This is a genomic window from Micromonospora sp. NPDC048909 (genome assembly GCF_040649635.1).
In the GTDB taxonomy this organism is placed as follows: Bacteria; Actinomycetota; Actinomycetes; order Mycobacteriales; family Micromonosporaceae; genus Micromonospora.
This window is the reverse complement of record NZ_JBEZFU010000009.1, coordinates 89,830-113,657: the sequence shown is the minus strand read 5'-3', so window position 1 is coordinate 113,657 and position 23,828 is coordinate 89,830. Positions and strand designations below refer to the sequence as shown.

The 23,828-nt window shown below is 73.4% G+C and carries 26 protein-coding genes; 16 read left to right on the top strand and 10 right to left on the bottom strand.

The genetic code is table 11. The features are described from left to right. Positions 1-116: 116 nt before the first annotated feature. The gene (locus AB0C04_RS23435) at positions 117-560 is read left to right on the top strand and encodes a cytidine deaminase (protein WP_357058021.1); all 444 of its coding nucleotides are present in this window, start codon (positions 117-119) and stop codon (positions 558-560) included. Positions 561-581: 21 nt separating this feature from the next. Here the strand turns inward: AB0C04_RS23435 and AB0C04_RS23430 are convergent, their stop codons facing one another. After that, positions 582-941, bottom strand: a complete 360-nt coding sequence (locus tag AB0C04_RS23430; protein ID WP_357058019.1) for a YciI family protein — start codon at positions 939-941, stop codon at positions 582-584. Between the two features lie 153 nt (positions 942-1,094). On the opposite strand from AB0C04_RS23430, the gene AB0C04_RS23425 reads away from it, so the two are divergent. The 4 genes from AB0C04_RS23425 to AB0C04_RS23410 are packed head-to-tail and all read left to right on the top strand — an operon-like array spanning position 1,095 to position 5,146. Beyond that, on the top strand, positions 1,095-2,141 hold the full coding sequence (locus AB0C04_RS23425) for an iron ABC transporter permease (RefSeq protein ID WP_357058017.1): 1,047 nt from the start codon (positions 1,095-1,097) through the stop codon (positions 2,139-2,141). Continuing rightward, a complete protein-coding gene (locus AB0C04_RS23420; protein WP_357058015.1) occupies positions 2,138-3,208 on the top strand; it encodes an iron ABC transporter permease in 1,071 nt (356 codons plus the stop codon). The genes AB0C04_RS23425 and AB0C04_RS23420 overlap by 4 nt, the downstream gene beginning before the upstream one ends. A gap of 46 nt (positions 3,209-3,254) precedes the next feature. Further along, the gene (locus tag AB0C04_RS23415; protein WP_357058013.1) at positions 3,255-4,202 is read left to right on the top strand and encodes an ABC transporter ATP-binding protein; all 948 of its coding nucleotides are present in this window, start codon (positions 3,255-3,257) and stop codon (positions 4,200-4,202) included. Then, complete coding sequence (locus AB0C04_RS23410) at positions 4,202-5,146, top strand: iron-siderophore ABC transporter substrate-binding protein (RefSeq protein WP_357058011.1); 945 nt, start codon at positions 4,202-4,204, stop codon at positions 5,144-5,146. The genes AB0C04_RS23415 and AB0C04_RS23410 overlap by 1 nt, the downstream gene beginning before the upstream one ends. A gap of 111 nt (positions 5,147-5,257) precedes the next feature. Here the strand turns inward: AB0C04_RS23410 and AB0C04_RS23405 are convergent, their stop codons facing one another. The 4 genes from AB0C04_RS23405 to trmB all read right to left on the bottom strand — a co-directional run bounded on the left by AB0C04_RS23405 (position 5,258) and on the right by trmB (position 10,293). Further along, entirely contained in the window at positions 5,258-6,151 is an 894-nt protein-coding gene (locus AB0C04_RS23405; RefSeq protein ID WP_357058009.1) for a DUF559 domain-containing protein, read from the bottom strand. A 177-nt stretch (positions 6,152-6,328) separates the two neighbouring features. Continuing rightward, positions 6,329-6,973 carry a hypothetical protein gene (locus AB0C04_RS23400; RefSeq protein WP_350873089.1) on the bottom strand — a complete coding sequence of 215 codons (645 nt, stop codon included), beginning with the start codon at positions 6,971-6,973 and terminating at the stop codon, positions 6,329-6,331. A gap of 118 nt (positions 6,974-7,091) precedes the next feature. After that, a complete protein-coding gene (locus tag AB0C04_RS23395) occupies positions 7,092-9,605 on the bottom strand; it encodes a DUF3516 domain-containing protein (protein ID WP_357058007.1) in 2,514 nt (837 codons plus the stop codon). 58 nt (positions 9,606-9,663) lie between these two features. Beyond that, positions 9,664-10,293, bottom strand: coding sequence for a tRNA (guanosine(46)-N7)-methyltransferase TrmB (gene trmB / locus AB0C04_RS23390; RefSeq protein WP_357058266.1), 630 nt, complete (start codon positions 10,291-10,293; stop codon positions 9,664-9,666). A 489-nt stretch (positions 10,294-10,782) separates the two neighbouring features. Here trmB and AB0C04_RS23385 point away from each other — a divergent pair, with 489 nt between their 5' ends. Then, positions 10,783-11,307, top strand: coding sequence for a hypothetical protein (locus tag AB0C04_RS23385; protein ID WP_357058264.1), 525 nt, complete (start codon positions 10,783-10,785; stop codon positions 11,305-11,307). A 7-nt stretch (positions 11,308-11,314) separates the two neighbouring features. Continuing rightward, positions 11,315-12,088 carry a class F sortase gene (locus AB0C04_RS23380; protein ID WP_357058005.1) on the top strand — a complete coding sequence of 258 codons (774 nt, stop codon included), beginning with the start codon at positions 11,315-11,317 and terminating at the stop codon, positions 12,086-12,088. 6 nt (positions 12,089-12,094) lie between these two features. Here AB0C04_RS23380 and AB0C04_RS23375 read toward each other — a convergent pair whose 3' ends face one another. The 3 genes from AB0C04_RS23375 to AB0C04_RS23365 all read right to left on the bottom strand — a co-directional run bounded on the left by AB0C04_RS23375 (position 12,095) and on the right by AB0C04_RS23365 (position 14,237). Next, positions 12,095-12,394, bottom strand: a complete 300-nt coding sequence (locus tag AB0C04_RS23375) for an antibiotic biosynthesis monooxygenase (RefSeq protein ID WP_350873085.1) — start codon at positions 12,392-12,394, stop codon at positions 12,095-12,097. Positions 12,395-12,422: 28 nt separating this feature from the next. After that, positions 12,423-13,220: an exodeoxyribonuclease III gene (locus AB0C04_RS23370; protein ID WP_357058002.1), complete on the bottom strand. Its 798-nt coding sequence runs from the start codon at positions 13,218-13,220 to the stop codon at positions 12,423-12,425. A 96-nt stretch (positions 13,221-13,316) separates the two neighbouring features. Then, positions 13,317-14,237 (bottom strand): PAC2 family protein, encoded by a 921-nt coding sequence (locus AB0C04_RS23365; protein WP_357058000.1) that lies wholly within the window; start codon positions 14,235-14,237, stop codon positions 13,317-13,319. Between the two features lie 421 nt (positions 14,238-14,658). Here AB0C04_RS23365 and AB0C04_RS23360 point away from each other — a divergent pair, with 421 nt between their 5' ends. The 3 genes from AB0C04_RS23360 (at position 14,659) to AB0C04_RS23350 (ending at position 16,611) form a co-directional block, all read left to right on the top strand. Further along, positions 14,659-15,522 carry a peptidase M23 gene (locus AB0C04_RS23360; protein WP_357057998.1) on the top strand — a complete coding sequence of 288 codons (864 nt, stop codon included), beginning with the start codon at positions 14,659-14,661 and terminating at the stop codon, positions 15,520-15,522. Positions 15,523-15,664: 142 nt separating this feature from the next. Beyond that, complete coding sequence (locus AB0C04_RS23355; RefSeq protein ID WP_350873081.1) at positions 15,665-15,808, top strand: hypothetical protein; 144 nt, start codon at positions 15,665-15,667, stop codon at positions 15,806-15,808. A gap of 47 nt (positions 15,809-15,855) precedes the next feature. After that, positions 15,856-16,611: an EcsC family protein gene (locus AB0C04_RS23350; RefSeq protein ID WP_357057996.1), complete on the top strand. Its 756-nt coding sequence runs from the start codon at positions 15,856-15,858 to the stop codon at positions 16,609-16,611. Positions 16,612-16,631: 20 nt separating this feature from the next. Here the strand turns inward: AB0C04_RS23350 and AB0C04_RS23345 are convergent, their stop codons facing one another. Further along, complete coding sequence (locus tag AB0C04_RS23345; protein WP_357057994.1) at positions 16,632-17,483, bottom strand: GDSL-type esterase/lipase family protein; 852 nt, start codon at positions 17,481-17,483, stop codon at positions 16,632-16,634. A 241-nt stretch (positions 17,484-17,724) separates the two neighbouring features. On the opposite strand from AB0C04_RS23345, the gene AB0C04_RS23340 reads away from it, so the two are divergent. The 6 genes from AB0C04_RS23340 (at position 17,725) to AB0C04_RS23315 (ending at position 23,257) form a co-directional block, all read left to right on the top strand. After that, complete coding sequence (locus AB0C04_RS23340) at positions 17,725-18,594, top strand: LLM class F420-dependent oxidoreductase (RefSeq protein ID WP_357057992.1); 870 nt, start codon at positions 17,725-17,727, stop codon at positions 18,592-18,594. An 89-nt stretch (positions 18,595-18,683) separates the two neighbouring features. Further along, the gene (locus AB0C04_RS23335; RefSeq protein WP_357057990.1) at positions 18,684-18,947 is read left to right on the top strand and encodes a DUF6343 family protein; all 264 of its coding nucleotides are present in this window, start codon (positions 18,684-18,686) and stop codon (positions 18,945-18,947) included. 12 nt (positions 18,948-18,959) lie between these two features. Then, positions 18,960-20,378, top strand: coding sequence for an NADP-dependent succinic semialdehyde dehydrogenase (locus AB0C04_RS23330; RefSeq protein WP_357057988.1), 1,419 nt, complete (start codon positions 18,960-18,962; stop codon positions 20,376-20,378). Between the two features lie 41 nt (positions 20,379-20,419). Then, positions 20,420-21,385: a TIGR03885 family FMN-dependent LLM class oxidoreductase gene (locus AB0C04_RS23325; protein ID WP_357057986.1), complete on the top strand. Its 966-nt coding sequence runs from the start codon at positions 20,420-20,422 to the stop codon at positions 21,383-21,385. A 37-nt stretch (positions 21,386-21,422) separates the two neighbouring features. Beyond that, positions 21,423-23,003 (top strand): Na+/H+ antiporter, encoded by a 1,581-nt coding sequence (locus tag AB0C04_RS23320; RefSeq protein WP_357057984.1) that lies wholly within the window; start codon positions 21,423-21,425, stop codon positions 23,001-23,003. Then, positions 23,000-23,257: a UBP-type zinc finger domain-containing protein gene (locus AB0C04_RS23315; protein ID WP_357057982.1), complete on the top strand. Its 258-nt coding sequence runs from the start codon at positions 23,000-23,002 to the stop codon at positions 23,255-23,257. Before AB0C04_RS23320 ends, AB0C04_RS23315 begins: the two co-directional genes overlap by 4 nt. A 30-nt stretch (positions 23,258-23,287) precedes the next feature. On the opposite strand, the gene AB0C04_RS23310 is transcribed toward AB0C04_RS23315, so the two are convergent. Further along, entirely contained in the window at positions 23,288-23,821 is a 534-nt protein-coding gene (locus tag AB0C04_RS23310; protein WP_357057980.1) for a GNAT family N-acetyltransferase, read from the bottom strand. Between the last annotated feature and the right edge of the window lie 7 nt (positions 23,822-23,828).

The following is a 23,828-nucleotide window of genomic DNA, read 5'->3' as shown; positions in this document are numbered from 1 at the left end:
GGGGCGTCCCACCGGTGATCGCAGCCATCGACGCGTCGCCGCCCGCGGTCGCGCGACGGCGGAGGAATCCGACCGGGCTAGAGTTGCCGCCGACCGAGCTCGACGAGGGGACGCCGATGACGATGCGGGACACCGACCGGGCGCTGGTGCAGGCCGCCACGGCGGTCGCCAAGCTGCGCTGCCGTGGTGAGAACCACACCGTCGCCGCCGCGGCCCGCAGCGCGGACGGCCGGGTCTTCACCGCCGTGAACGTCTACCACTTCACCGGCGGGCCCTGCGCCGAGCTGGTCGCTATCGGCGCGGCCGCCACCCAGGGCGTCGGCGAGCTGGAGACCATCGTCGCGGTCGGCGACCGGGGGCGCGGGGTGATCCCGCCGTGCGGCCGGTGCCGGCAGGTGCTGCGGGACTACTACCCGTCGATCCGCGTGATCGTCGGGCCGATGGACGCGCTACGCGTCGTGCCGGTCGGCGACCTGCTGCCCGAGACGTACGTCTGGGCCGACCAGCAGATCGACGCCGCGACCCCGGCACCCGCCCCGCGCAGCAGCGCGCAGGGCTGACCGGCGCGCCGGCGAGCCGGGTCAGTCGCCCGCCGCCGCCTCCAGCATCGAGCGCGGCATCGGCACGCTCTCGAACCGGACGTTTCCCTCGGGCACCATCCAGTTCATCACCTGCACGACGAGCCGCCCGGCCCGTACCGCCGGGTCGTTGCGGTAGAGCTCCCGTGCCCGGTCGCGGTGGACGGCGAGCACCACGAAACCGCGCAGCCGGTCGTCGTCCGCGTCGACGAACGGCCCGGCCGCGAGGACGAGGCCCTGTTCCACCAGGCCCGCCTGGTGGGCCAGGTGAGCGTCCTGCAACCGGTCGGCCGCCTCCGGCGGCAGCTCCGGGGCGTCCGGCGGGCGGACCAGCAGGACGACCGTGTGCTGGTCGAATCGCATGCCCTCACCCTAGGGGCGCACGACGCCCGCCGTCGCCGGTCCGCCGGGCTGTCCGCCCAGCTCAACGAGGTTCGATGGACGACCGCCGGTGGGGCCCGCCGTAGGGGGTCGGCTAAGGTAAGGCGAACCTAAGCGCGTACCCGCAGGAGAGTCGTGACCACCCTCGCCAGCCGGCCGGTTGCCGCCGGCCGCCGCAGCAGCGCCCGTAACGGGCGTCGACTCGCGGTCACCCTCGCGGCCGGGCTGTTGCTGCTGCTCGCCGTGCTGGCCAGCTTCGCCCTCGGCAGCCGGCCGCTCGCGGTGGACCAGGTCTGGCACGCGCTGGTCGCACCCGACGGCGGCGAGGCGAGCACCATCGTCCGCGAGCTGCGGATGCCGCGTACCGCCCTCGGCCTCGCCGTCGGTCTCGCGCTCGCGGTGGCCGGGGTGCTCTTCCAGGCGCTCACCCGCAACCCGCTCGCCGAGCCGCGGATCCTCGGCATCAGCGCCGGCGCCTCGTTCGGCGTGGTGCTGGCCATCTCCGTCTTCGGCGTCGGCACGCTCGCCGGGTACGTCTGGTTCGGCATCGGCGGCGCGCTGCTGGCCGGGCTACTGGTCTTCGCCGTGGCCTCCCGGGCCCGCGAGGGCGCCAGCCCGGTCACCCTCGCGCTGGTCGGCGCCGCGCTCGACGCCAGTCTCGCCTCCGGGGTGTACGCGCTGCTCAGCATCGACGCCCGCACCTTCGAGGAGTACCGGTTCTGGGTGGTCGGCGGGCTCACCGGACGGGACCTGTCGGTGTCCGCGCAGGTGCTGCCCTTCGTGCTCGCCGGGCTGATCCTGGCCGCCCTGGTCGCCCGGGGACTGGACGCGCTCGCCCTCGGAAACGACGTTGCCCGCGGGCTCGGCCACCGGATCGGCCTGGTGCGTCTCGGCGGGGGCGTCGCCGCCGTACTGCTCACCGGCGCCGCCGTGGCCGCCGCCGGGCCCATCGCCTTCGTCGGGCTGGCCGTGCCGCACCTGGCCCGGGCGCTGGTCGGCGCCGACCACCGGTGGACGCTCGCGGTCTCCGCGCTGCTCGGGCCGGCGCTGCTGCTCGGTGCCGACGTCGTCGGCCGGCTGGTCGCCCCGCCCGGCGAGATACCGGCCGGCATCGTCACCGCGCTGATCGGCGCGCCGCTGCTGGCCTTCCTGGTCCGTCGCGCCCGGGTGGTGACCGCGTGACCGCCACCACCGACGCCTCGCCGGCTCTGGGCACGGCGCGGCTGCCCGGCCGCTCGCTGCTGCGGGTCGGCCCGGTCAGCGTCCAGATCCGGCGCCGCTCGGTGCTGGTCGCCGCCGTGCTGATCGTGCTGCTGGCGGCGGCCGTCGTGCTGAGCCTCTCGCTCGGCACCCCGTACGTCGCCCCGCGCGACGTGCTGCGCTCGCTCTCCGGCGTCGGCACCCCGTACGACCTGGTCGTCCTCGACCTGCGGTTGCCGCGCATCGTGCTGGCGGCGGTGGCCGGCGCGGCGTTCGGGGTGGCCGGGACGATGATCCAGAGCGTCGCCCGCAACCCGCTCGCCAGTCCGGACGTCATCGGCATCACCCAGGGCGCCGGGCTCGCCGCGACGGTGGCGCTGACCAGCGGCGTCGCGGCGGTGCTGGTCGCGCCGGCGGCGCTGGTCGGTGGGCTGGCCGCCGCGGTCCTGCTGCTCGCCCTCGGTGCCCGGCACGGGCTGGCCGCCCAGCGGTTCGTGCTCGCCGGGGTGGCGGTGGCGTTCGCCCTGCGGGCGCTCACCGAGGTGGTCATGCTCACCGCGGACCCGATCGACGGCCTGCGGGCGCAGATCTGGCTGATCGGCACCCTCGCGGGCAAGGGCTGGACGGAGACCCTCTGGATCGCCGGTACCCTGCTCGTCCTGCTGCCGGTGCTGGCCTGGGCCGGCTGGGCGTTGAACAGCACCGCGCTCGACGACGACACGGCGCGGGGCATCGGGTTGCGCCCGGTGGCCCGTCGGATCGGGCTCGCCGGCACCGGCGTGTTCGTCGCGGCCATGGTCACCGCCCAGGTCGGCGCGGTCGATTTCGTCGCCCTGGTCGCGCCGCAGGTGGCCCGGCGGCTGGTCCGGGCCGAGCGGCCGCCGGTGTTCTGCGCCGCGCTGCTCGGCGCCCTGCTGCTGGTGCTGGCCGATCTGGCCGGCCGCCGGCTCTTCGCGCCCACCCAGCTGCCGGCCGGCGTGCTGACCGCCGCGATCGGCGGCCCGTACCTGATGTACCTGCTGCTGCGCGGCCGCCGGCGGACCTCGTGACCACCGCCGCCACCCGCTTCTCCCTCCACCCCTACGAGGAGGCGTGATGCTCTCCACCCGCGACCTGGTCGCCGGCTACGACGAGCGGACCGTGCTGGACGGGCTGGACCTGGACCTGCCCGCCGACGCGTTCACCGTGATCGTCGGGCCGAACGCCTGCGGTAAGTCGACGTTGTTGCGGACGATGGCCCGGCTGCTCACCCCGCGACGCGGGACCGTGCTGCTGGACGGCGCCGCCATCCGGGAGCTGCCCACCCGGGAGGTGGCCCGCCGCCTCGGCGTGCTGCCGCAGAGCCCGTTGGTGCCCGAAGGCGTCACGGTCGCCGACCTGGTCGGTCGGGGCCGGCAGCCGTACCAGCGCTGGTGGCGGCAGTGGTCGGAGGAGGACAGCGCCGCGGTGGACCAGGCCATGGCCCTGGCGGACGTCACCGGCCTCGCCGACCGGCCGGTGGACACCCTCTCCGGTGGCCAGCGGCAGCGGGTGTGGATCGCGATGACCCTCGCCCAGGACACCGACGCGCTGCTGCTGGACGAGCCGACCACCTTCCTCGACCTGGCACACCAGGTGGAGGTGCTGGACCTGCTGCACCGGCTCCGCGTCGAGCGGGGCCGCACCGTGGTGGCCGTGCTGCACGACCTCAACCAGGCCGCCCGGTACGCCGACCACCTGGTCGCGATGCGTGCCGGAGCCGTGGTGGCCGCCGGACCGCCCCGCGAGATCCTCACCGCGGACCTGGTCCGCGAGGTGTTCGGGCTCGACTGCGTGGTGGTGCCGTGCCCGGTCACCGGCGCGCCGCTGGTGGTGCCCGCGCTCACCAGTCCCACCCTGGCCGGCGGATCGTCCGCCGTCGCCACCCCCGTCGGCACCGACCCGACCAGCGCCGGTTCCCCGGCCGCCGGTCGGTCGGCTGCCGACTCTCCGGCTGCCGGATCGTCCGGCGCCACCCCTGCTGCCGGCGCACTCGCCGGCTCGTACCCCTCGGAAGGAATCTGATGCGTCGTCTCGTCGCCGCTCTCGCCGCGGCCGCCGCCCTCGGCGTCGGACTCACCGCCTGTGGTGAGAGCGACCCGGTTGCCGGCACCACCGGCGGGGAGACCCGGGAGATCACCCACGCCATGGGCACCACCAAGGTGCCGGCCGAGCCCAAGCGGGTCGTCGTCCTCGACACCGACAAGATCGACACCGCGCTGTCGCTCGGCATCACGCCGATCGGCGCCGCCACCGCGGGCGAGGCGAGGAGCTGGCCGACCTACTTCGGCGAGGAGAAGCTCGCCGGCATCAAGGAGGTCGGCGTGCTCACCGAGCCCGACCTCGAGGCGATCAACGCGCTCAAGCCCGACCTGATCCTGGGCAGCAAGTTCCGCCAGGAGAAGTTCTACGACGAGCTGGCCGCCATCGCGCCGACCGTCTTCACCGACAAGGTCGGCATCACCTGGAAGGAGAACTTCCTCCTCGACGGCAAGGCGCTCGGCAAGGAGCAGCAGGCGCGCGACCTGCTGACCGCCTACGAGACCAAGGCCAAGGAGTTCGGCACCAAGCTCGGCGACGCCGCCAGCCGCAAGATCTCCATCGTGCGCTTCCTCCCCGGCGCCATCCGGGTCTACGGCCCCGACTCGTTCTCCGGCATCGTGGTGGGCGACACCGGCCTGGGCCGGCCCGAGCGGCAGCAGCTCGCCGCCAAGGAGGACAAGCGCTTCGACGTGGTCAGCCCCGAGCGGATCAGCGAGGTCGACGGCGACGTCATCTTCGTGACCGCGTACGGCGACAAGGCCGCGGCCGAGCAGGCCAAGGTCACCGGCGGCACGCTCTGGAAGGGCCTCTCCGCAGTCAAGGCGAACAAGGCGTACGTGGTCGCCGACGAGGTCTGGATGACCGGCATCGGGGTCGGCGCCGCCAACAGGATCCTCGAAGACCTCCAGAAGCACCTCACCGCCTGACCCGCCCCCGCACCGATCAAGATCCGCGCAACTTCCCTGAAGATGCTGTCTCCGAGAGTTCGGAGGCAGCACTTCCCCCGAAGTTGCGCGGATCTTGGCGTTGGGGGTGCGTCACCGAGTGCGGGACGCCAGGGCACGTCGGAGTTCGGCGACGATGCCGTCGAAGTCCTCGCGGAACCGCTTCGCCGTCACGTGCAGCACTGTCCACCCCTCGCCGACTAGGCGGTTGAGGCGTCGCCGGTCACGGTGGAACTGCTCAGGATCGTGGTGCCACAGGCCGTCGTACTCGATCGCGACCCGGTGCTGTGGCCAGGCGAGGTCGAGCCGTGCGACGAATCGCCCCTCGTGCTCCAGCACGAACTGGCTGACCGGCCTCGGAAGGCCGGCCAGCACGAGCCGGACCCGTAGTCGGGACTCCGGAGGCGACTCCGCCCCCGGGTCGGCCAGCTCCGCCACTCGGAGCATGCGGCGCCATCCGCGCAGCCCGACCCGGCCGCGCGCGTCGTCGAGCAACTGATCCGTCTGCACCAGGCGTTGCCCGGCGATCCCGTCCACGAGGGCCACCGCCTCCTCGACCGGGAGCCACTGCGCCAGGTCCCAGCAGGTCCGCCGAGGCGTGGTCAGTGGAATCCCGGCACGGAGTCGTACGTCGGTCTCGGACACCTCTGTGGCGTGCACGGCGAGCCCCGCGACGGGACCGAAGCGCTGCCCCGCCGGCACCAGCACGTCGAGCGGTTCGGCGAAGCCGACTGATCCGACGCCGTAGAGCGCCGCGGCACTCCGACCCGCGATCGCCGCACTTGAGGGCAGGACCCATCGCACCGCGGCGAGGCAGCGGGTGCGGTGCGAAATCGTCAGTCGGGAATCGGCGTAGACGTCGCGGAACAGCGGCCGCCATGCTTTGCTGCGCAACTCGGTGCGGGTGAGCAACCCTCGGGTCACGACCTCGGAGCCCCGGAAGACCCGGCCGTGGAGAAGGTCTGGGCGGTGTGGGGGAACGGGCATGCTGCCACCCTGGACGACGTCCGCCGCCCCGCGCAGACCCTGTGGATAACCCCGGCGGGGGTACGCCAACGCAAGATCCGCGCAACTTCCGGGAAGATGTCGCCTCACGAGCCACGGAGGCAGCAACTAACCGGATGTTGCGCGGATCTTGGCGCTGGGCGTGGTGGGTGGGTGGGGTTAGGCGGCGGTGGTCCAGAGGGAGCGGAAGGCGGCGGCCTCGCCGGCGAGCCAGCGTTCGACCTGGTCGGCCTTGACGCCGTCGGGCATCCGGTGCGCCTGGCCGCGCCGGACGTCGACCAGGACCGGCTCGGCGTGCGGGAGCACCGCGTCCATGTGTCGGGCCATCAGGTGGAGCGTGGCGAGCGCGGTCTCCTCGCTCGGCGGGGCCTCGTCGAAGTGCAGCCGGACGGCCTCGACGCGTCCGTCGTCGTGACGTAGGCCGAAGTGCGGGTTGATCTTGACGGGCAGGTCGCCGAGCATGGCGAGCGCGTCGCGGGTCTGAGCCAGGTCGACCGAGGCGGGCTCGCCGAGGGAGTGCAGCCAGGTGGTCGCGCCGGGCACCAGCGCCTGGTAGAGCGGGCGCCAGCGCGGCTTGACCAGGTCGACCACCTGGTCGAGGTGGGTGCCGCCGGTGTGGAAGGCGATGTCGGCCTTGAGCGCCTTGACGAACTGGCCGTGCGGGTTGAAGCCGTGCCGGCTGGCCCGCTGCTTGCGCAGCCCGCCGACGAAGGTCGCCTTGGTCGGGCCGGTGCGGTCGACGTAGCGGGTGAAGCCGAGCAGGGTGGCGTAGGGGGTGAGCGGGGCGGAGGCGGGCGCGGTCACGGTCGTCCTCCCAGGTCAGGAACCGGTTTAGTACATACATTCTAATCGACGGTCCTGACATCGCCCAGCGCACGAAAGGGGCCGTCCGGGCATCCCGGACGGCCCCTGAAAAGAAGTTCTAGAGCTGGCCGACGGAGGTGATCCGCACGACAGCGGCGCCCACCTCGTCCGAGGCGACCAGGTCGATCTCGGCGCTGATCCCCCAGTCGTGGTCGCCGTCCGGGTCGTCCAGGATCTGCCGGACCGTCCACCGCTCCCGGCCCTGTTCGATCATGAGCAGCGCCGGTCCGCGGGCGTCCGGCCCGGTCCCGATCGAGTCGTACGACTCGAAGTAGGGCGCCAGCGCGTCGGCCCAGGCGTCGTAGTCCCAGCCGTCCGCGGCGTCGAGTTCGGCGAGCAGGTCCCAGCGGCGCAGCGCGGCCAGCTCCACCCGGCGGAACAGGGCGTTGCGCACCAGCACCCGGAACGCACGGGCGTTGCGGGTGACCGCCGGCGGTCGATCGTCGAGGGCGGCGTGCGCCTCGGCCACCTCGGCGACGTCGGACGGGTTGCGCAGCCGCTCCCACTCGTCGATCAGGCTGGAGTCCACCTGCCGGACCAGCTCGCCCAGCCACTCGATGAGGTCGACCAGCTCCTCGGTCTTCGCGTCCCCGGGGACGGTCTGCCGCAGCGTCTTGTACGCGTCGGCGAGGTAGCGCAGCACCAGCCCCTCAGAGCGGGACAGCCCGTAGAACTGCACGTACTCGGTGAAGGTCATCGCCCGCTCGTACATGTCCCGGACGACGGACTTGGGGGAGAGCTGGTGGTCGGCCACCCACGGGTGCCCCTGCCGGTACATCTCGTAGGCCGCGTCGAGCAGCTCCGCGAGCGGCTTGGGCCAGGTCACCTCGTCGAGCAGTTCGAGCCGGGCCTCGTACTCGATGCCCTCGGCCTTCATCGCGGCGACCGCCTCGCCGCGGGCCTTGAACTGCTGGGCGGAGAGCACCTGCCGCGGGTCGTCGAGGATCGACTCGATGACCGAGAGCACGTCGAGGGGGTACGCCGGGGATTCCCGGTCCAGCAGCTCGATGGCGGCCAGGGCCAGCGGCGACAGCGGCTGGTTGAGGGCGAAGTCGAGCTGGAGGTCGACGGTGAGCCGCACCCGGCGCCCGGTCTCGTCCGGCTCGGGCAGCTCCTCGACCACACCGCCGGCGCGCAGCGCCCGGTAGATGGCGATCGCCCGGCGGATGTGCCGGCGCTGGGCGGCCCGCTCCTCGTGGTTGTCGGTCAGCAGGTGCCGCATGGCGGCGAACGCGTCGCCGGGGCGGCCGATGACGTTGAGCAGCATCGAGTGGCTGACCTGGAAGCTCGAGGTGAGCGGCTCCGGCTCGGCCGCCACCAGCCGGTCGAAGGTGGGCTGCCCCCAGCCGACCGACCCCTCCGGCGGCTTCTTCTTGACCACCTTGCGCCGCTTCTTCGGGTCGTCGCCCGCCTTGGCCAGCGCCTTCTCGTTCTCGATCACGTGCTCGGGCGCCTGCACCACCACCCGGCCGATGGTGTCGAAGCCGGCCCGGCCGGCCCGCCCGGCGATCTGGTGGAACTCGCGGGCCTTGAGCAGCCGGGTACGCGTCCCGTCGTACTTCGAGAGGCCGGTGAAGAGCACGGTGCGGATCGGCACGTTGATGCCGACGCCGAGGGTGTCGGTGCCGCAGATGACCTTGAGAAGCCCGGCCTGGGCGAGGGTCTCCACCAGGCGGCGGTACTTGGGCAGCATGCCCGCGTGGTGCACGCCGATGCCGTGCCGGACCAGCCGGGACAGCGTCTTGCCGAAGCTGGAGGTGAACCGGAACCGGCCGATCGCGGCGGCGATCATGTCCTTCTCGGCCCGGGTGCAGACGTTGACGCTCATCAGCGCCTGGGCGCGCTCCAGCGCGGCGGCCTGGGTGAAGTGCACGACGTAGACCGGGGCCTGCTTCGTCTCCAGCAGCTCCTCGAGGGTCTCGTGCATCGGCGTCATCGCGTACGAGAAGAGCAGCGGGACCGGCCGCTCGGCCGACCGGACGACGGCGGTCGGCCGCCCGGTGCGCCGGGTCAGGTCGTCGACGAACCGGGTGGTGTCGCCGAGGGTCGCCGACATCAGGATGAACTGCGCCTGGGGCAGCTCGATGAGCGGCACCTGCCACGCCCAGCCCCGGTCGGGCTCGGCGTAGAAGTGGAACTCGTCCATGATCACCTGGCCGACGTCGGCCCGGGCGCCCTCGCGCAGCGCCAGGTTGGCCAGGATCTCGGCGGTGCAGCAGATGATCGGGGCGTCGGCGTTGACGCTGGCGTCCCCGGTGAGCATGCCGACGTTCTCCGCGCCGAAGATCTCGCAGAGGGCGAAGAACTTCTCCGACACCAGCGCCTTGATCGGCGCGGTGTAGAACGTGGTCCGGTCGTCCGCCAGGGCCGTGAAGTGCGCCGCCACCGCGACGAGGCTCTTGCCGGAGCCGGTCGGGGTATTCATGATCACGTTCGCGCCGGAGACGATCTCGATGACCGCCTCCTCCTGGTGGGGGTAGAGGTCGAGGCCGCGCTCCTTCGCCCAGCCGGCGAACGCGTCATAGAGGGTGTCGGGGTCTGCGCTTGCGGGCAGCGCGGCGGTGAGCGTCATATCCCGTCCATGGTGCCTGGATCATGCCCCTCCGCGCCAACCGGCCGCGGCCCGCCCGTCAGCGGCGGTGGCGGATCAGGTCGAAGATCGGGCGTCCGGCGGTGAGCGCCCGCCGTTCGAACTTCGTCACCGGCCGGTGCGCCGGCCGCGGGGCGAACCCGCCGTGGGGGTCGACCAGCTCCGGGTCGGCGTCGAGGGTGGCCCGCATCACGTCGGCGTACTCGGCCCAGTCCGTGGCGCAGTGCAGGGTGCCGCCGGGGGCCAGCCGGCTGCGCAGCAGCGCCACGTGCGCCGGCTGGACGAGCCGCCGCTTGTGGTGCCGGGCCTTCGGCCACGGGTCCGGAAAAAAGATGTGCACCGCGTCGAGCGAGTCGACCAGCAGCCGGCGGACCAGCTCCAGGGCGTCGCCCCGGGCCACCCGGACGTTGCCCAGCCCGCGCCGCTCCACCAGGCCGAGCAGGTTGGCGATTCCCGGCGTGTGCACCTCGACCGCCAGGTAGTCCCGACCCGGGTCGGCGCCGGCCATCGCGGCGGTGGTCTCGCCCATGCCCGAGCCGATCTCCAGCACCACCGGCGCTTGGCGACCGAACATCCCGGCGAGGTCGACCGGGCCGCCGGGCCCGTCCGGGACCTCCAGGCCGTACGCGGAGAAGAGCCGGCCCAGCGCGTCGGTCTGCCGGTCGGACATCCGCCCGCGGCGGGGGTGGAAGGTGCGGATGGTCCAGGGCGCCGCCGGGTGCTCCGCGGCGGCGCTGAGGTCGTGGTCGGTGAAGGTCACAGCGCTGCGAGCGTACGCGACCGTCCTGCCGGATCGGATGTGATGTACGCCCGGGGATGAGAGGATCCATCTCGTACGGCAGACCGGGCGGTCCGCTGCCCGGCACGTCCGCGACGGTGTCGGGAGGGGGTTGGTTCAGTGACCCGCGCTGGCTTCGTGCTGTCGGCCCTCGTCGCCGGTGTGCTGCTCGCTGCCGGCCCGAATCTCGGCGAGAGCCAACCGTTCGCCACCGGGCCGCCACCGGCCGGTGGTCCGGCGATCACCGGCGATCCCGCGCTTACCGTGGACCCGGTAGCGGCCACCGATCCGGCCCCCGGGAATGATCCCGCGTCGTCCGATGAGCCGGCGCTGGTCGTTGATCCGGCGTTGGCTGACGGCTCGGCGCTCGCCGGTGACCCGTTGCCGGTCGGCGACGCCGCCCTGGCCGGCGGGTCGGCGCTGGCCGGTGCGCCGGCGCCCGGTGAGCCGGGCAGCTCGCAGCCGCCGCCGAACCCGGTCGTCGACGTCTTCGTCGAGGTCAGCCCGAGCACCGTCCAGCCGGGCTACCTGGTCGGCATCAAGGCCAGCTGCCGGGACAACTCGATCCCGGCCATCGTGGTGTCGGACGCCTTCGGCCGGGTGCAGGTGCAGCCGCAGCGCGGCCTGCTGACCGCGTCGCCGATGGTGCGTGAACGCACCCGCCCCGGCAACTACCGGGTCAAGCTGGAGTGCCGTGACGGGGAGACCGCCTCGACCATGCTCCAGGTGGTCAAGGCGGTGAAGCCCAGCCGCGGCCCGGCCACCGGGTTCGGTGGCGGCGGCGCGGGCGGCTTCACCGGGGGACTGCTGGTGCCCGGTGGGATCGCGCTGACCATCGCCGGCCTCGTCGTCGCCGTCGTCGCGCTGCGCCGGCCGCGCACGGTGCGCGGCAGCAACCGAGGCTGAGCCCGCGATGCCGGCCCCCCGCCCCAGCCGCCCGCCCGTCGGATCGCCGGCCGACCGCTCGGCGCTCGCCCAGCGGGTCTCCATCACCCACGCGATCACCGCGCAGCCAGCCCCGCCGGTACGCCCCGCCGCCGGCCGGGGCACCGGCGTCCGGAACCGGCGACCCGGGCGCTCGCCCTGGACGGTGCCGATCGCCGTGGTGCTGGTGTTGGCCGGGGTCTTCGCCACCGGCGCCGGGTTGGGCCGCTCGGTCGGGCCGCTGGAGTGGGCCACCAGCGGCGGAGACCGGCCGGCCCGCAGCGACAGCGCCGCCCTGCGGGCCAGCCGTCCGGTGAGTCTCTCGGTGCCGACGATCAAGGTGTCCGCACCCATCGCGCCGGTCGGGCAGGCCCGGGACGGCTCGATCGCCGTGCCGCCGCTGGAGCGGCACAACGAGACCGGCTGGTACGACCGGGGCCCCACTCCGGGCGAGCCGGGTCCGGCGGTGATCGTCGGTCACGTGGACACCAAGAGCGGCCCGTCGGTCTTCTACGACCTGGGCAGGCTGAAGCCGGGGGACACCATCGAGGTGGCCCGGGCCGACCGGTCGGTGGTGGTGTTCCGGGTCGACACGGTGGAGCACTTCCCGAAGGACCGGCTGCCGGCCGAGCGGATCTACGGCCACGAGGGCCCACCGGCGTTGCGGTTGATCACCTGCGGCGGTGAGTTCGTCGGCGGTCGCACCGGCTACACGGACAACATCATCGCCTTCGCCTCGCTGCAGTCCACCCGGAAGCCGTAGCCCCGGTCAGGGCACCTGTTGGATCACCTCGAACTCGAGGAGGGTGGCGCCGGAGGCGACCGGGCGCTGCTGCTGCCCGGCGTGCGCGGCGCGGGACGGCCCGGCCGCCCAGGCCTGGTAAGCCTCCTCGGACTCCCACTTCGTGTACACGAAGTAGCGGCTCTCCCCGGCGACCGGGCGGAGCAGCTCGAACCCGAGGAAGCCGGGGGAGTTCTCCACCGCGCCGGCGCGGGCGGCGAACCGCTTCTCCAGCTCCTCGCCGGCACCGGGCGGGACGTCGATCGCGTTGATCTTCACGACTGCCATGCCCCCACCCTAACCAGCGGAGGCCGGCTCAGAACGTCTCGACCGCCGGCACCAGGGCGGCGTCCACCACGATCGGCGCGTGATCCGAGGGGCCCTTGCCCTTGCGCGCCTCCCGGTCCACGTACGCCGAGCTGACCACCCGGATGAACGGTGCGGAGGCGTACACCAGGTCGATCCGCATGCCCTTGTTCTGGTGGAACATCCCGGCCCGGTAGTCCCAGTAGGTGAACGGGTGCGGCCCCTTCATCGGGGTGGGCACCACGTCGCTGAGCCCCAGGTCGCGCAGCGCCGCCAGCGCGGCCCGCTCGGCGGGGGTGACGTGGGTGGAGTGGGTGAAGACCGCCGGGTCCCAGACGTCCGCGTCGGTCGGCGCGACGTTGAAGTCACCGCAGACCGCGAGCGGCAGCTCCCGGGTCAGCTCCTCCTCCAGCGCGTCGCGCAGCGCGGAGAACCAGGCGAGCTTGTACGCGTAGTGCGGGTCGTCGGGCGCCCGGCCGTTCGGCACGTACACCGACCAGACGCGCAGCCCGCCGCAGGTGGCCGAGATGGCCCGCGCCTCGGGCTCGGGGAAGCCCGGTTCGCCGGGGAAGCCGACCGTCACGTCGGTCAGGCCGACCCGGGAGAGCAGGGCCACCCCGTTCCACCTGCCGTCGCTGTGGCTGGCCACCGTGTAGCCCAGCTCGCCCACCTCGGCCACCGGGAAGGCGCCGTCCGGGCACTTGGTCTCCTGGAGGCAGACCACGTCCGGGGCGGTGCCGGCGAGCCAGTCGAGCAGCCGGGGCAGGCGGGCCTTCACCGAGTTCACGTTCCAGGTCGCCAGGCGCATGGTCCCAGCCTGCCGCATCGGTGCCCGGGGCGCCGGCCGGCGCCCCGGGATGTCGCGCCATCGCGGGTCAGCCCGGGGATGTCATCCCTTCGCGGGTCAGCTCCCGGGAGTGTCGTTCGGGCGGGTCTGCTCGGCCAGGAACCGCTCCAGCTCGGCGCCGAGCTCCTCGGCGGTGGGCAGCGGCCCGGCGTCCGGGGCGAGCAGGTTCTTCTCGCCCCGTCCCCGGGCGAACGCGTCGTACTGCTCCTCGAGGGCCTGGACCAGCGCCGCGGCGTCCTCGGTCTGGGCGACCTGCCGGTCGATCTCGACCCGGACCACCTCGGCGGCGGAACGCAGCCCGTCGCGGGGCAGCAGCAGCCCGGTGCTGCGCGAGATCGAGGAGAGCAGGACCTCCGCGGCGGCCGGGTACTCGGTCTGCGCCACGTAGTGCGGCACGTGGGCGGCGAAGCCGAGCGCGTCGCGGCCCAGCTCGCCGAGCCGGAACTCGAGCAGGTGGCCGACGCTCGCCGGCACCTGCACCTGCTGCAACCACGGCTCGTAGCCGGCGATCAGGTCGCGCCGGGTGGCGTGTGCGGTCACCCCGGTGGGCCGGGTGTGCGGCACCGCCATCGGGATCGAGTTGAGCCCGACGGTGAGCCGGACGTCCAGCCGGGCGGCGAGGCCGGCGACGGCCGCGACGAACCGCTCCCACTGCAGATCCGGTTCGGGGCCGGTGAGCAGCAGGAAGGGCGTCTCGTCGTCGTCGCGCAGCAGGTGCAGCTCAAGCTTCGGCGTGTCGTACGACTCCCAGTGGTCCTCGACGAAGGTCATCACGGGGCGCCGGGACCGGTAGTCGAAGAGCTGGTCGACGTCGAAGGTGGCGATGGGGCGCGCCTCCAGCGAGGTGAGCAGCTGCTCGCGGGCCAACCGACTGGCGTTGCCGGCATCGACGAAGCCGGTGAGGGCCTGGATCAGGACCGGCTGACCGAGGTCGGGCAGATCGTCGGTGAGCTCGTAGAGCTCGTGTGGGTCGAGCACCGGTGCGGACCTCCCTGGGATGTGCCTGTGGGGCGCCACCGCGTGCCGTGACGCCCGGTTCCGGCAACGTACCCGCCATCCTGGCGCATTCCTTCCCCGGGCGGTCCGTTCTCCGGGCCGGGATCAGGATCGGGCAAATCGCCTCATTCCACCAGTCGGCCCGCCGATGGTGCCCGTTCGGACGATGCCGGCATGGGACGGACGGCTGAGTTTGATGATCACTCCGGCGATCGCGTCCGGATGGTGGGTTTCCTCCCGGTCCTGCGCGGTCGAGTGGCGCAGGAGGTTTCTCCGGTCCGCGAGGTCCGTCCGCTGCTGGCCCCGGCCCGGCCCGACCGTCCCCCACCGGGCCCGAATAGTGTGGCCAGGGCCACGAGATCACCGAGGGTAATCAGCAGGGGTGCCTGCCTAGCCTCGGCTGATGCGTGACGACGACACCCCCGACGACCCGAACGCCCCCACCGACCCGTATGTCCACTCGGATGACCAGCCATCGGCCGAACGGCCGATCCGGTGGAGTCGTCTGCGGGCCGCAGGTGGCATCCGGAAGCTGAGCACCGCGCCGGGTCGAGTGCGGGTCGCGCTCGCCGCCGGCGTGGTCTGCTGCCTCGGTCTGGCGGCGTTCGCCCAGGTCGGCGACCGGACCGCCCAGGCGGACCCGCTGGCCGCCCGTGCCGACCTGGTCCAGCGGGCCGAGCAGGAGCGGGCCTCCCGCGGCCTCGACCGCACCCCGACCGCCGAGCCCACCGCCCCGGCCGCGACGCCGGCGGCGAAGTCGGCCGCTCCCGCCCCGACCCGCAGCGACCCGGACACCGGGTCGGACCGGCCCGCGAAGCGGGTCGCGCCGGTGGCCGGCCTGAGCAGGGCGCAGATGGCGAACGCCGAGACGATCGTGCGTACCGGCCGGGAGATGGGCGTGCCGCGCCGGGGACTGGTGATCGCGGTGGCGACCGCGATGCAGGAGAGCAACCTCTACAACTACGCCAGCGGCGTGCTGCCCGAGTCGCAGGACTACCCGCACCAGGCGATCGGCTGGGACCACGACTCCGTGGGGCTCTTCCAGCAGCGTCCCAGCAGCGGCTGGGGCCCGGTCGGCCGGCTGATGGATCCGGCGTTCGCCACCCGGCAGTTCCTCACCGCCCTGGAGCAGGTGCCGGGTTGGCGGCAGATGCGGCTGACCGAAGCGGCCCAGGCGGTGCAGGTGTCGGCCTATCCGGACCTCTACGCCCAGCACGAGTGGCGGGCCACCGAGGTCGTCGACGCCGTCGCTCCCGCCGGGCGTTAGCCGGCTCCGGCCGGGCGCTGGATCGTCCCGGCCGGGCGGTAGTCTCCGACCACTGTGGACGGTTGCGAGTCGGCCATCCCGGGTACATCCGTTGTCGGTTCCAGGTACACATGAGAGACGGCACACCGACTGGAGGACCGAGATGTCTCTGTTGCAGCGAATCAGCACCTTCCTGCGCTCCCCGAAGGGGCAGCAGCTCGTCGCGCGCGGGCGCCAGGAGCTGGCCAAGCCGGCCAATCAGCAGAAGCTGCGCGGGCTCGCCGCGCGGCTGAACAAGCGCCGCTGAGCGCCGCCGGACCGTCGTACCCCCTGTGCCGACCCCCGGGAGTTTCTGTGACCGATTCCGTGCCCGCCGACGGCCAGCCGCCCACCTCCCTGCCGCAGCCGCCCGCGGTGCCGCCGGCCGCACCACAGGACGTCCCGGAGGCGCCGCCGGCCACCCTCTGGGACCGGATGCGCGACGACCCCCAGTACGCCCCGGAGCACCTCGCCCTGGAGGCGGTGCGCCGTCTCGGACCTGAGGCGGCGCAGTGGGCCCGCCGGGCCCGGGCGGAGCAGCCCGGCGCCTCCGCCGACGTGCTGGCCGAGCAGGCGGTCCGCAAGTTCGTCAACCGGGCGCGGCTCTCCGGTGCCGTCTCCGGTGCTGCCGGGCTGCCCGGCGCGGTGATCGACGTGGGCGTGCTGGCCTGGACCCAGGCCCGGATGGTGCTGCACGTCGCCGCGGCCTACGACGTCGACCCGCTGCACCCCGACCGGGCCACCGACCTGCTCGTCCTCCAGCGGGTGCACAAGGTGGCCGAGAGCGCGCGGCTGGCGCTCGGAGTGGCCGCCGGCCGGGAACGCGCCGGCGCGCTGTTCGGCACGGGCGGGCAGCGTCCGCTGGGCAAGGTGATGCTGCGCCTCGGCGTCCGGCTGGCCCAGATGGCCGGGGTCCGGGCCGCCAAGCGGGTCTTCGCCAAGCTCGTCCCGGGCGCCGCGATCATCCTCGGCACCTGGGCCAACTCCACGGCCACCACGGATCTCGGCGAGCGTTCCCGGGCGCTCTTCCGTCAGCGGGGCAACCCGGTACCCGGTCCGCGCCGGTCCTGACCCGTGGCAGGGGTGTCGGGTCAGTCGGCGAAGCCGGAGGCGCGCCAGGTCACCTCGGCGAGGCGGTCCTGCCCGGCCGCGTTCGGGTGGAACCAGTCCAGCGGGTTTACCAGGTCCAGGGTGAACCGCACCCGGTGCACCGCACCGCCGTCGTGCCGGCACCGCGACCCGTACGCCCGGCACGCGGCGACGAGTTGGGCGTTGTAGGCCCCGATCCGCTCCCGGAAGGCGGCCCGGCGGGCCCGGTCGGCGGGGGCGGTCGAGGTCGCCCCGGCCAGCAGGGCCGGGCAGACGCCGCGCCGCCAGGCCCGGACCGCCCGGGAGTCGGTGTGCCCGACCTCCCAGAGCCGGTACAGGTCGGGGATGCTGACCACCAGCACCCGCACCTTCGGCCGGCCGGCGCGCAGCGCACGTAGCCCCCGGTCCACACCGGCGCGGAACTCGGCCACCGGGGTCATCTCCTCGATCCCGCCGCGGCAGGCGTCGTTCGCGCCGATCAGCACGGTCACCTGGTCGGGCCGGTCCCGGGCCGCGGCCCGGGCCTGCGCCTCGAGCGCCGCCGCCCGGGCGCCCGGGCGGGCGTGGTTGTACGCCCGGCCCCGGATCGCCGGATCGCGGTCGAGCAGCCGCCGGTAGAGGCTCTCCACCCGCAGCCCGTCCCCCGTCGAGAAGGAGTTGCGCTGGCACGAGGTGAGCACCAGGCAGGAGCCGAAGCCGGTGGTGATCGAGTCGCCCAGGGCGGCGATGCCGCCGGACGAGCCGGGTGGCGGGGTTTCCCGGGGCGGGCGGTTCGCACCCTCACCGCCGCCCTCGCAGGCGAGCGCGACCAACGCCAGCAGGCAGGCGACGGCGGTGACCCAGCGTCGAGGCATGACCTTCCCCGTCCGGCAGCGCAGAGCAACGGCGCGGTCACTCTATGCGCGTGTTCGGCGGTGGTGGGCGGCTGATGTCGGGTATGCGGCAGACCGGTGTCGCCGCCGAGGCCCGCGTGGTACCGGCGCGCCACCGCCGTCCGGGTGACCTCGCGCCGAGGATTGACTTCGCGCGTTCTCGAAGTGGAACTCTTGGCCGAGTCGTCGCCGACATCTGCGCGCCGCGAGGAGGCTGTGGGACATGAAACTCGGTCTGCACTACTGGAGCTTCACCACCCCGCCGGAGCCGGGGCTGATCACACCCACCCTGGCCCGGACCGCGCAGATCGCCGACGAGACCGGGTTCGCCGCCTTCACCGTGATGGACCACTACTTCCAGATGGACGCCGTGGCGCGGGCCGAGGAGCCGATGCTGGAGGCCTACACCACCCTCGGCTACGTCGCCGCCATGACCGAGCGGATGGCGCTCGGCGTGCTGGTCACCGGGGTGATGTACCGGTACCCGGGGCTGCTGGCGAAGATCGTCACCACCCTGGACGTGCTCTCCAACGGTCGCGCCCGCCTGGGCATCGGCGCCTCCTGGTACGAGCGCGAACAGAGTGGCCTCGGCGTGCCGGTGGTACCCGTGAGCGAGCGGTTCGAGCGGCTCGAGGAGACGCTGCAGATCTGCCTGCAGATGTGGAGCGAGGACAACGGTCCGTTCGAGGGCAGGCACTACCGGCTGGCCGAGACGCTCTGCGTGCCCGCCCCGATCCGCCGGCCCCGCCCGCCGATCATGATCGGCGGCAGCGGTGAGAAGAAGACGCTCCTCCTGGTCGCCCGGTACGCCGACTCGTGCAACCTCTTCGGCGGCAACACCGACGAGTTGCGCCACAAGCTCGGCGTGCTCCGGTCGCACTGCGAGGCCGAGGGGCGCGACTACGACAGCATCGAGAAGACCGTGGTGATGCGCGTGTCACCCCTGGACGAGCCGGACGCCTTCCTCGCCGCCGCCCAGGAGTACGCCGCGCTCGGGGCGACCGAGCTCCAGGTGACCCCGGACCGGCACCCGGTGGAGTTCGCCGAGCAGGTCGGCGAGCGGCTCCTGCCGAAGCTCGCCGACATCGGCTGACCGGGCCGGCGGTTCGCGGACCGGGCGAGGCGGCGCTACCTCGCCCGGCCGTTCCGGTTAAGCCCGCCGATCCGGGGTAGGTCGGAAGAATGACGAGATCGCAGCCCCGGCGCGCCCGTGGCACGGTCGGGCACGCGTACAGCGCGCTGAACCTCCGGCTCGCGCTCGCCAGCTTCGGGCTGGTGATCATGGCTATCTTCGCGGTCCTGGCGTTCCTGGCCGGCGTGGTGTGGCTGGGCGTGGTCTGCGCGTTCTTCGCGGTCGTCGCCGTGGTCGACCTGATCATCATCCAGCGTCGCCGCGCCGCCCGCCGCCGGGAGGAACCTGGCGCACAGCACTCACTGTTCGAGTGACAGGAGGACGAGATGTCCATCGCCACCACCAACCCCTCCACCGGACAGGTGCTCAAGTCGTACGACCCGATGTCCGCCGAGCAGATCGACGCCGCCATCGAGCGGGCCGACCTGGCGTACCGGCAGCTGCGCGGCACCACGATCGAGCAGCGGGCCGGATGGATGAACGCGGCGGCCGACCTGCTGGACGCCGAGCGCGACGAGATCGCGCGGATCATGACCACCGAGATGGGCAAGACGTACGCCGCGGCCAAGGCCGAGGTGACCAAGTGCGCCGCCGCCTGCCGGTTCTACGCCGGGCACGCCGCCGCGTACCTCGCCGACGAGCCGGCCGACGCGGCGGCGGTCAAGGCGCGCCAGGCGTTCATCCGCTACCAGCCGATCGGGCCGGTGCTCGCCGTGATGCCGTGGAACTTTCCGCTCTGGCAGGTGATGCGGTTCGCCGCGCCCGCGTTGATGGCCGGCAACACCGGCCTGCTCAAGCACGCCTCGAACGTGCCGCAGACGGCGCTGCTGCTGGAGGACCTGTTCCGCCGGGCCGGCTTCGCGGAGGGGGCGTTCACCACCCTGCTGGTCGGCTCGGACGCGGTCGACACGATCCTCTCCGACCCGCGGGTGCGTGCCGCGACGCTGACCGGCAGCGAGGGCGCCGGCCGGTCGATCGCCCAGATCGCCGGCCGGGAACTGAAGAAGACCGTGCTGGAGCTGGGCGGCAGCGACCCGTTCGTGGTGATGCCCTCGGCCGACCTGGACCGGGCCGCCCAGGTGGCCACCACCGCGCGGTGCCAGAACAACGGGCAGTCCTGCATCGCCGCGAAGCGGTTCATCGTGCACACCGACGTCTTCGACGCCTTCGCCGAGAAGTTCGCCGCGGCCATGGCCGCGCTGCGCGTCGGCGACCCGATGGACGACGGGACCGACGTGGGCCCACTCGCCACCGAGCGGGGCCGTGACGAGGTGAACGGCCAGGTCCGGGACGCGGTCGAGAACGGCGCCACGGTGCTCGTCGGCGGTGAGCAGCCCGACCAGGACGGCTGGTGGTACCCGCCCACCGTGGTCACCGACCTGACCCCGGAGATGCGGATGTGGCGCGAGGAGGTGTTCGGCCCGGTCGCCGGCCTGTTCCGGGTCTCCTCGTACGAGGAGGCGATCGAGGTGGCCAACGGGACCAGCTTCGGCCTCGGCTCGAACGCCTGGACCCAGGACCCGGACGAGCAGCGGCGCTTCGCCACCGACCTCGACGCCGGCAACGTCTTCATCAACGGCATGACCACGTCCTTCCCCGAGCTGCCCTTCGGCGGGGTGAAGAACTCCGGCTACGGGCGGGAGCTCTCCGCGCTGGGCATGCGCGAGTTCTGCAACACCAAGACGGTCTGGGTCGGCGGCGACGACATCGGCCCGGTGGGGTCCGCCGGGGCGCACGCCGAGTAGTGGTGCTTTAGCCGGCGCCGTCCTGGGTACGGAACGCAGCCATGACGGTGTTCGGCTTCCACGCGTCCCACGAGCAGATCCATCCCCGCGCCCTGCTGGAAGCGGTGATCCACGCCGAGCGGGTCGGCTTCGACGCCGCCATGTCCTCGGACCACTTCTCGCCGTGGAGCACCCGCCAGGGCCACTCCGGCTTCGCCTGGTCCTGGCTCGGCTCGGCGCTGCAGGCCACCGGGCTGCCCTTCGGGGTGGTGAACGCGCCGGGACAGCGATACCACCCGGCCGTCATCGCCCAGGCGATCGGCACCCTCGCCGCGATGTACCCGGGCCGGTTCTGGGCCGCGCTCGGCACCGGCGAGGCGAGCAACGAGCACATCACCGGTGACGGCTGGCCGCGCAAGGACGTCCGTGCCGCCCGGCTGCGCGAGTGCGTGGACGTGATCCGGGCGCTGCTGGCCGGTGAGGAGGTCAGCCACGACGGGCTGGTCCGGGTGGACCGGGCCCGACTCTGGACCCGACCCGAGCAGCCGCCGGCGCTGATCGGCGCGGCGGTCAGCGTCGCCACCGCCCGCTGGTGCGCCGAGTGGGCGGACGGGTTGATCACGGTCAACGCGCCGGTCGAGCACCTGCGCCGGATGATCGACGCGTACCGCGAGGCCGGCGGTCGGGGCCCGCTGCACCTGCAGGCGCACCTCAGCTGGGCGCCCGACCAGGCCGAGGCCGAGGCCGTCGCCCACGACCAGTGGCGCAGCAACGTCTTCGCCCCGCCGGTCTGCTGGGACCTGGAGACAGCCGAGCACTTCGACGCGGTCTCCGCCGACGTGCCCCTGGAGCGGGTGACCCGGGTGGTGAACGTCTCAGCCGACCTGGGCCGGCACGTCGGCTGGCTGGAGGAGTACCAGGCGCTCGGCTTCGACCAGATCGCCCTGCACCACGTGGGCCAGCAACAACGGCCCTTCCTGGACACCTTCGGCGCCGAGGTGCTGCCGAAGCTGCGCGCCGCCCACTGATCGTCCGCACCGGGCGCGCCGCCTAGGCTCCTACCCCATGGAGGGACTCTTCGAGGTCGTCGTCTTCCTGGCGGTCGCGACCCTCGGCGCCGCGCTGGCCCGCAAGCTCGGGCTGCTGGCGCCGATCGTCCTGGTGGTGGCGGGTCTCGTGCTCTCCTTCGTGCCCGGCTTCCCGCACGTCCGGCTCGAACCCGAGCTGGTGCTGGTCGGGATCCTGCCGCCGCTGCTCTATGTGGCGGCGCTGGAGACCTCCGTGCCGGCGTTCCGGCACAACCTGCGCCCGATCCTGCTGCTCGCCGTCGGGCTGGTGCTCTTCACCGCGGTCGCGGTCGGGTTGGTGCTGCATCTGCTGCTGCCCGCGGTGCCGTTCGCCGCCTGCCTGGCCCTCGGCGCGGTGGTCGCCCCGCCGGACGCGGTCGCCGCGACGGCGGTGGCCCGCCGGATCGGGCTGCCCCGCCGGGTGGTCACCATCCTCGAGGGCGAGAGCCTGCTCAACGACGCCACAGCGCTGGTGCTGTTCCGGGTCGCCGTCCTGGCCGCCGTCGGCTCGGCGGTCGGGGTGGCCGAGGTGACCAGGGAGGTGCTCGTGTCGGCCGGCGGTGGCGTGCTGATCGGCGCGCTCGGCGCGCTGGTCTTCGGTTTCGTGCACAAGCGGATCAGCGATCCGCTGCTGGACAACGCGCTGTCGCTGATCATCCCGTTCGCGGTGGTCTTCACCGCCGAGGAGATCCACGCCTCCGGAGTGGTCGCCGTGGTGGTCACCGGGCTCGCCCTGGGCCACAAGCTGCCACGACTGCTGTCGGCCGCGTCCCGGCTTCAGGTGGGCGCGGTCTGGCGGCTGGTCCGGTTCCTCCTGGAGGGGCTGGTCTTCCTGCTGGTCGGCCTTCAACTGCCGGACGTGCTGCAGGATCTGGACGAGCCGGCCGCTCGGGTGGTCGGGCTCACCGCGGCGGTGCTCGGCGTCGTCATCGTGGCCCGCTTCGTCTGGCTCTTCCCGGTGACCTACCTCACCCGGTTGGTGCCCCGGCTCCGGCGCGGGGAGGCGAAGCTGGCGAAGCCCGCGAAGTATCCGGCCGTGGTCGGCTGGGCGGGAATGCGCGGCGTGGTGACCCTGGCGGCCGCGCTCGCGCTGCCGCTCACCCTGGCCGACGGGGCGCCGTACCCCCGGGCGCTCTTCATCTGGCTGGCCTTCGCGGTGATCGTGGTGACCCTGGTCGGTCAGGGCGCCACCCTGCCGGCGGTGGCGCGACGGCTCAAGCTGCCCCCGGACGACGCGGTCCAGGACGCGCTCTCCGCCGCCGGGGTGCAGCAGCTGGCCAGCCGGGCGGCCCGGGAACGCCTCGACGAGCTGGCCGACACCGCTCCGAAGCCGGTGGTGAACCGGCTGCGCCGGGCGGTGGACGATCGCACCAACATGGCCTGGGAGCGTCTCGGCAGCGCCGAACGGGAGACCCCCTCCCAGGCGTACGGGCGACTGCGGCAGGAGATGATCGACGCCGAGCGGGAGGTGTTCCGGGTCGCCCGGGACAGCGGCCGGATCCCCGAGGAGGTGCTCGTGCGGGCCTATCGTGATCTGGACCTGGAGGAATCGTTGTTGAAGCAGGAGGGTGGCGAATGAGCTGCCAGCATCTGACCGAGGCCGGCACGGCCGAGCCGCGGGCCACCGGGGAGTGCCCGGACTGCGTGGCGATCGGCAACGCCGACTGGGTGCACTTGCGGGCGTGCCTCAGCTGCGGGCACGTCGGCTGCTGCGACTCCTCGCCCAACCGGCACGCGACCAAGCACTTCGAGCAGACCTCGCACCCGGTGATGCGCTCCGTCGAGCCGGGGGAGTCCTGGCGCTGGTGCTTCGTGGACGAGGAGATCGGCTGAGCCGTCGCCGCCGGTGGGCGGGGACGGGAGTCAGGGCAGGCGGCGGGCGAGCACCTGGCCGGGCCACGGCTCCCGGCCCGGGCGCCGGACGGTGAACGGGTCGGTGCGGGTGAAGCCCTGCCGCTCGTACCACCGCACCAGCGCGCCGTCGCCGCCGGCGTAGCAGTCCACCCGGAGCAGCCCGACGCCACGGTCGCGGGCCAGCTCGGCGGCCTGCGCCAGCAACCGGCCCCCGATCGCCTGGCCGGCGTACGCGCGGTCGGTGACCAGCAGGTTCACGTACACCTCCGGCTCCGTGGCGGCCGGCACGTACTCGGTGGCCGCGCCCACCACCAGGGCGCCGACCGGGCGTTCGCCGAGCATCGCCAGCCACAGCCCGCCCGACCCCGCCCACGCGTCCGCCTGGGCGATCCGGCGGGGATCCGCCGAGGCCGGCTCGGTGCCCCACTGGCCGGTCCGGCCCCGCGCCACGAGCCAGGCGGTCGCGTCGTCGAGCAGGCGCAGGACGGCGGGCGCGTCCGTGGGGTCACCGGGCCGGACGGTCAGGTGCTGCGCAGCGGTCATGGCTGAC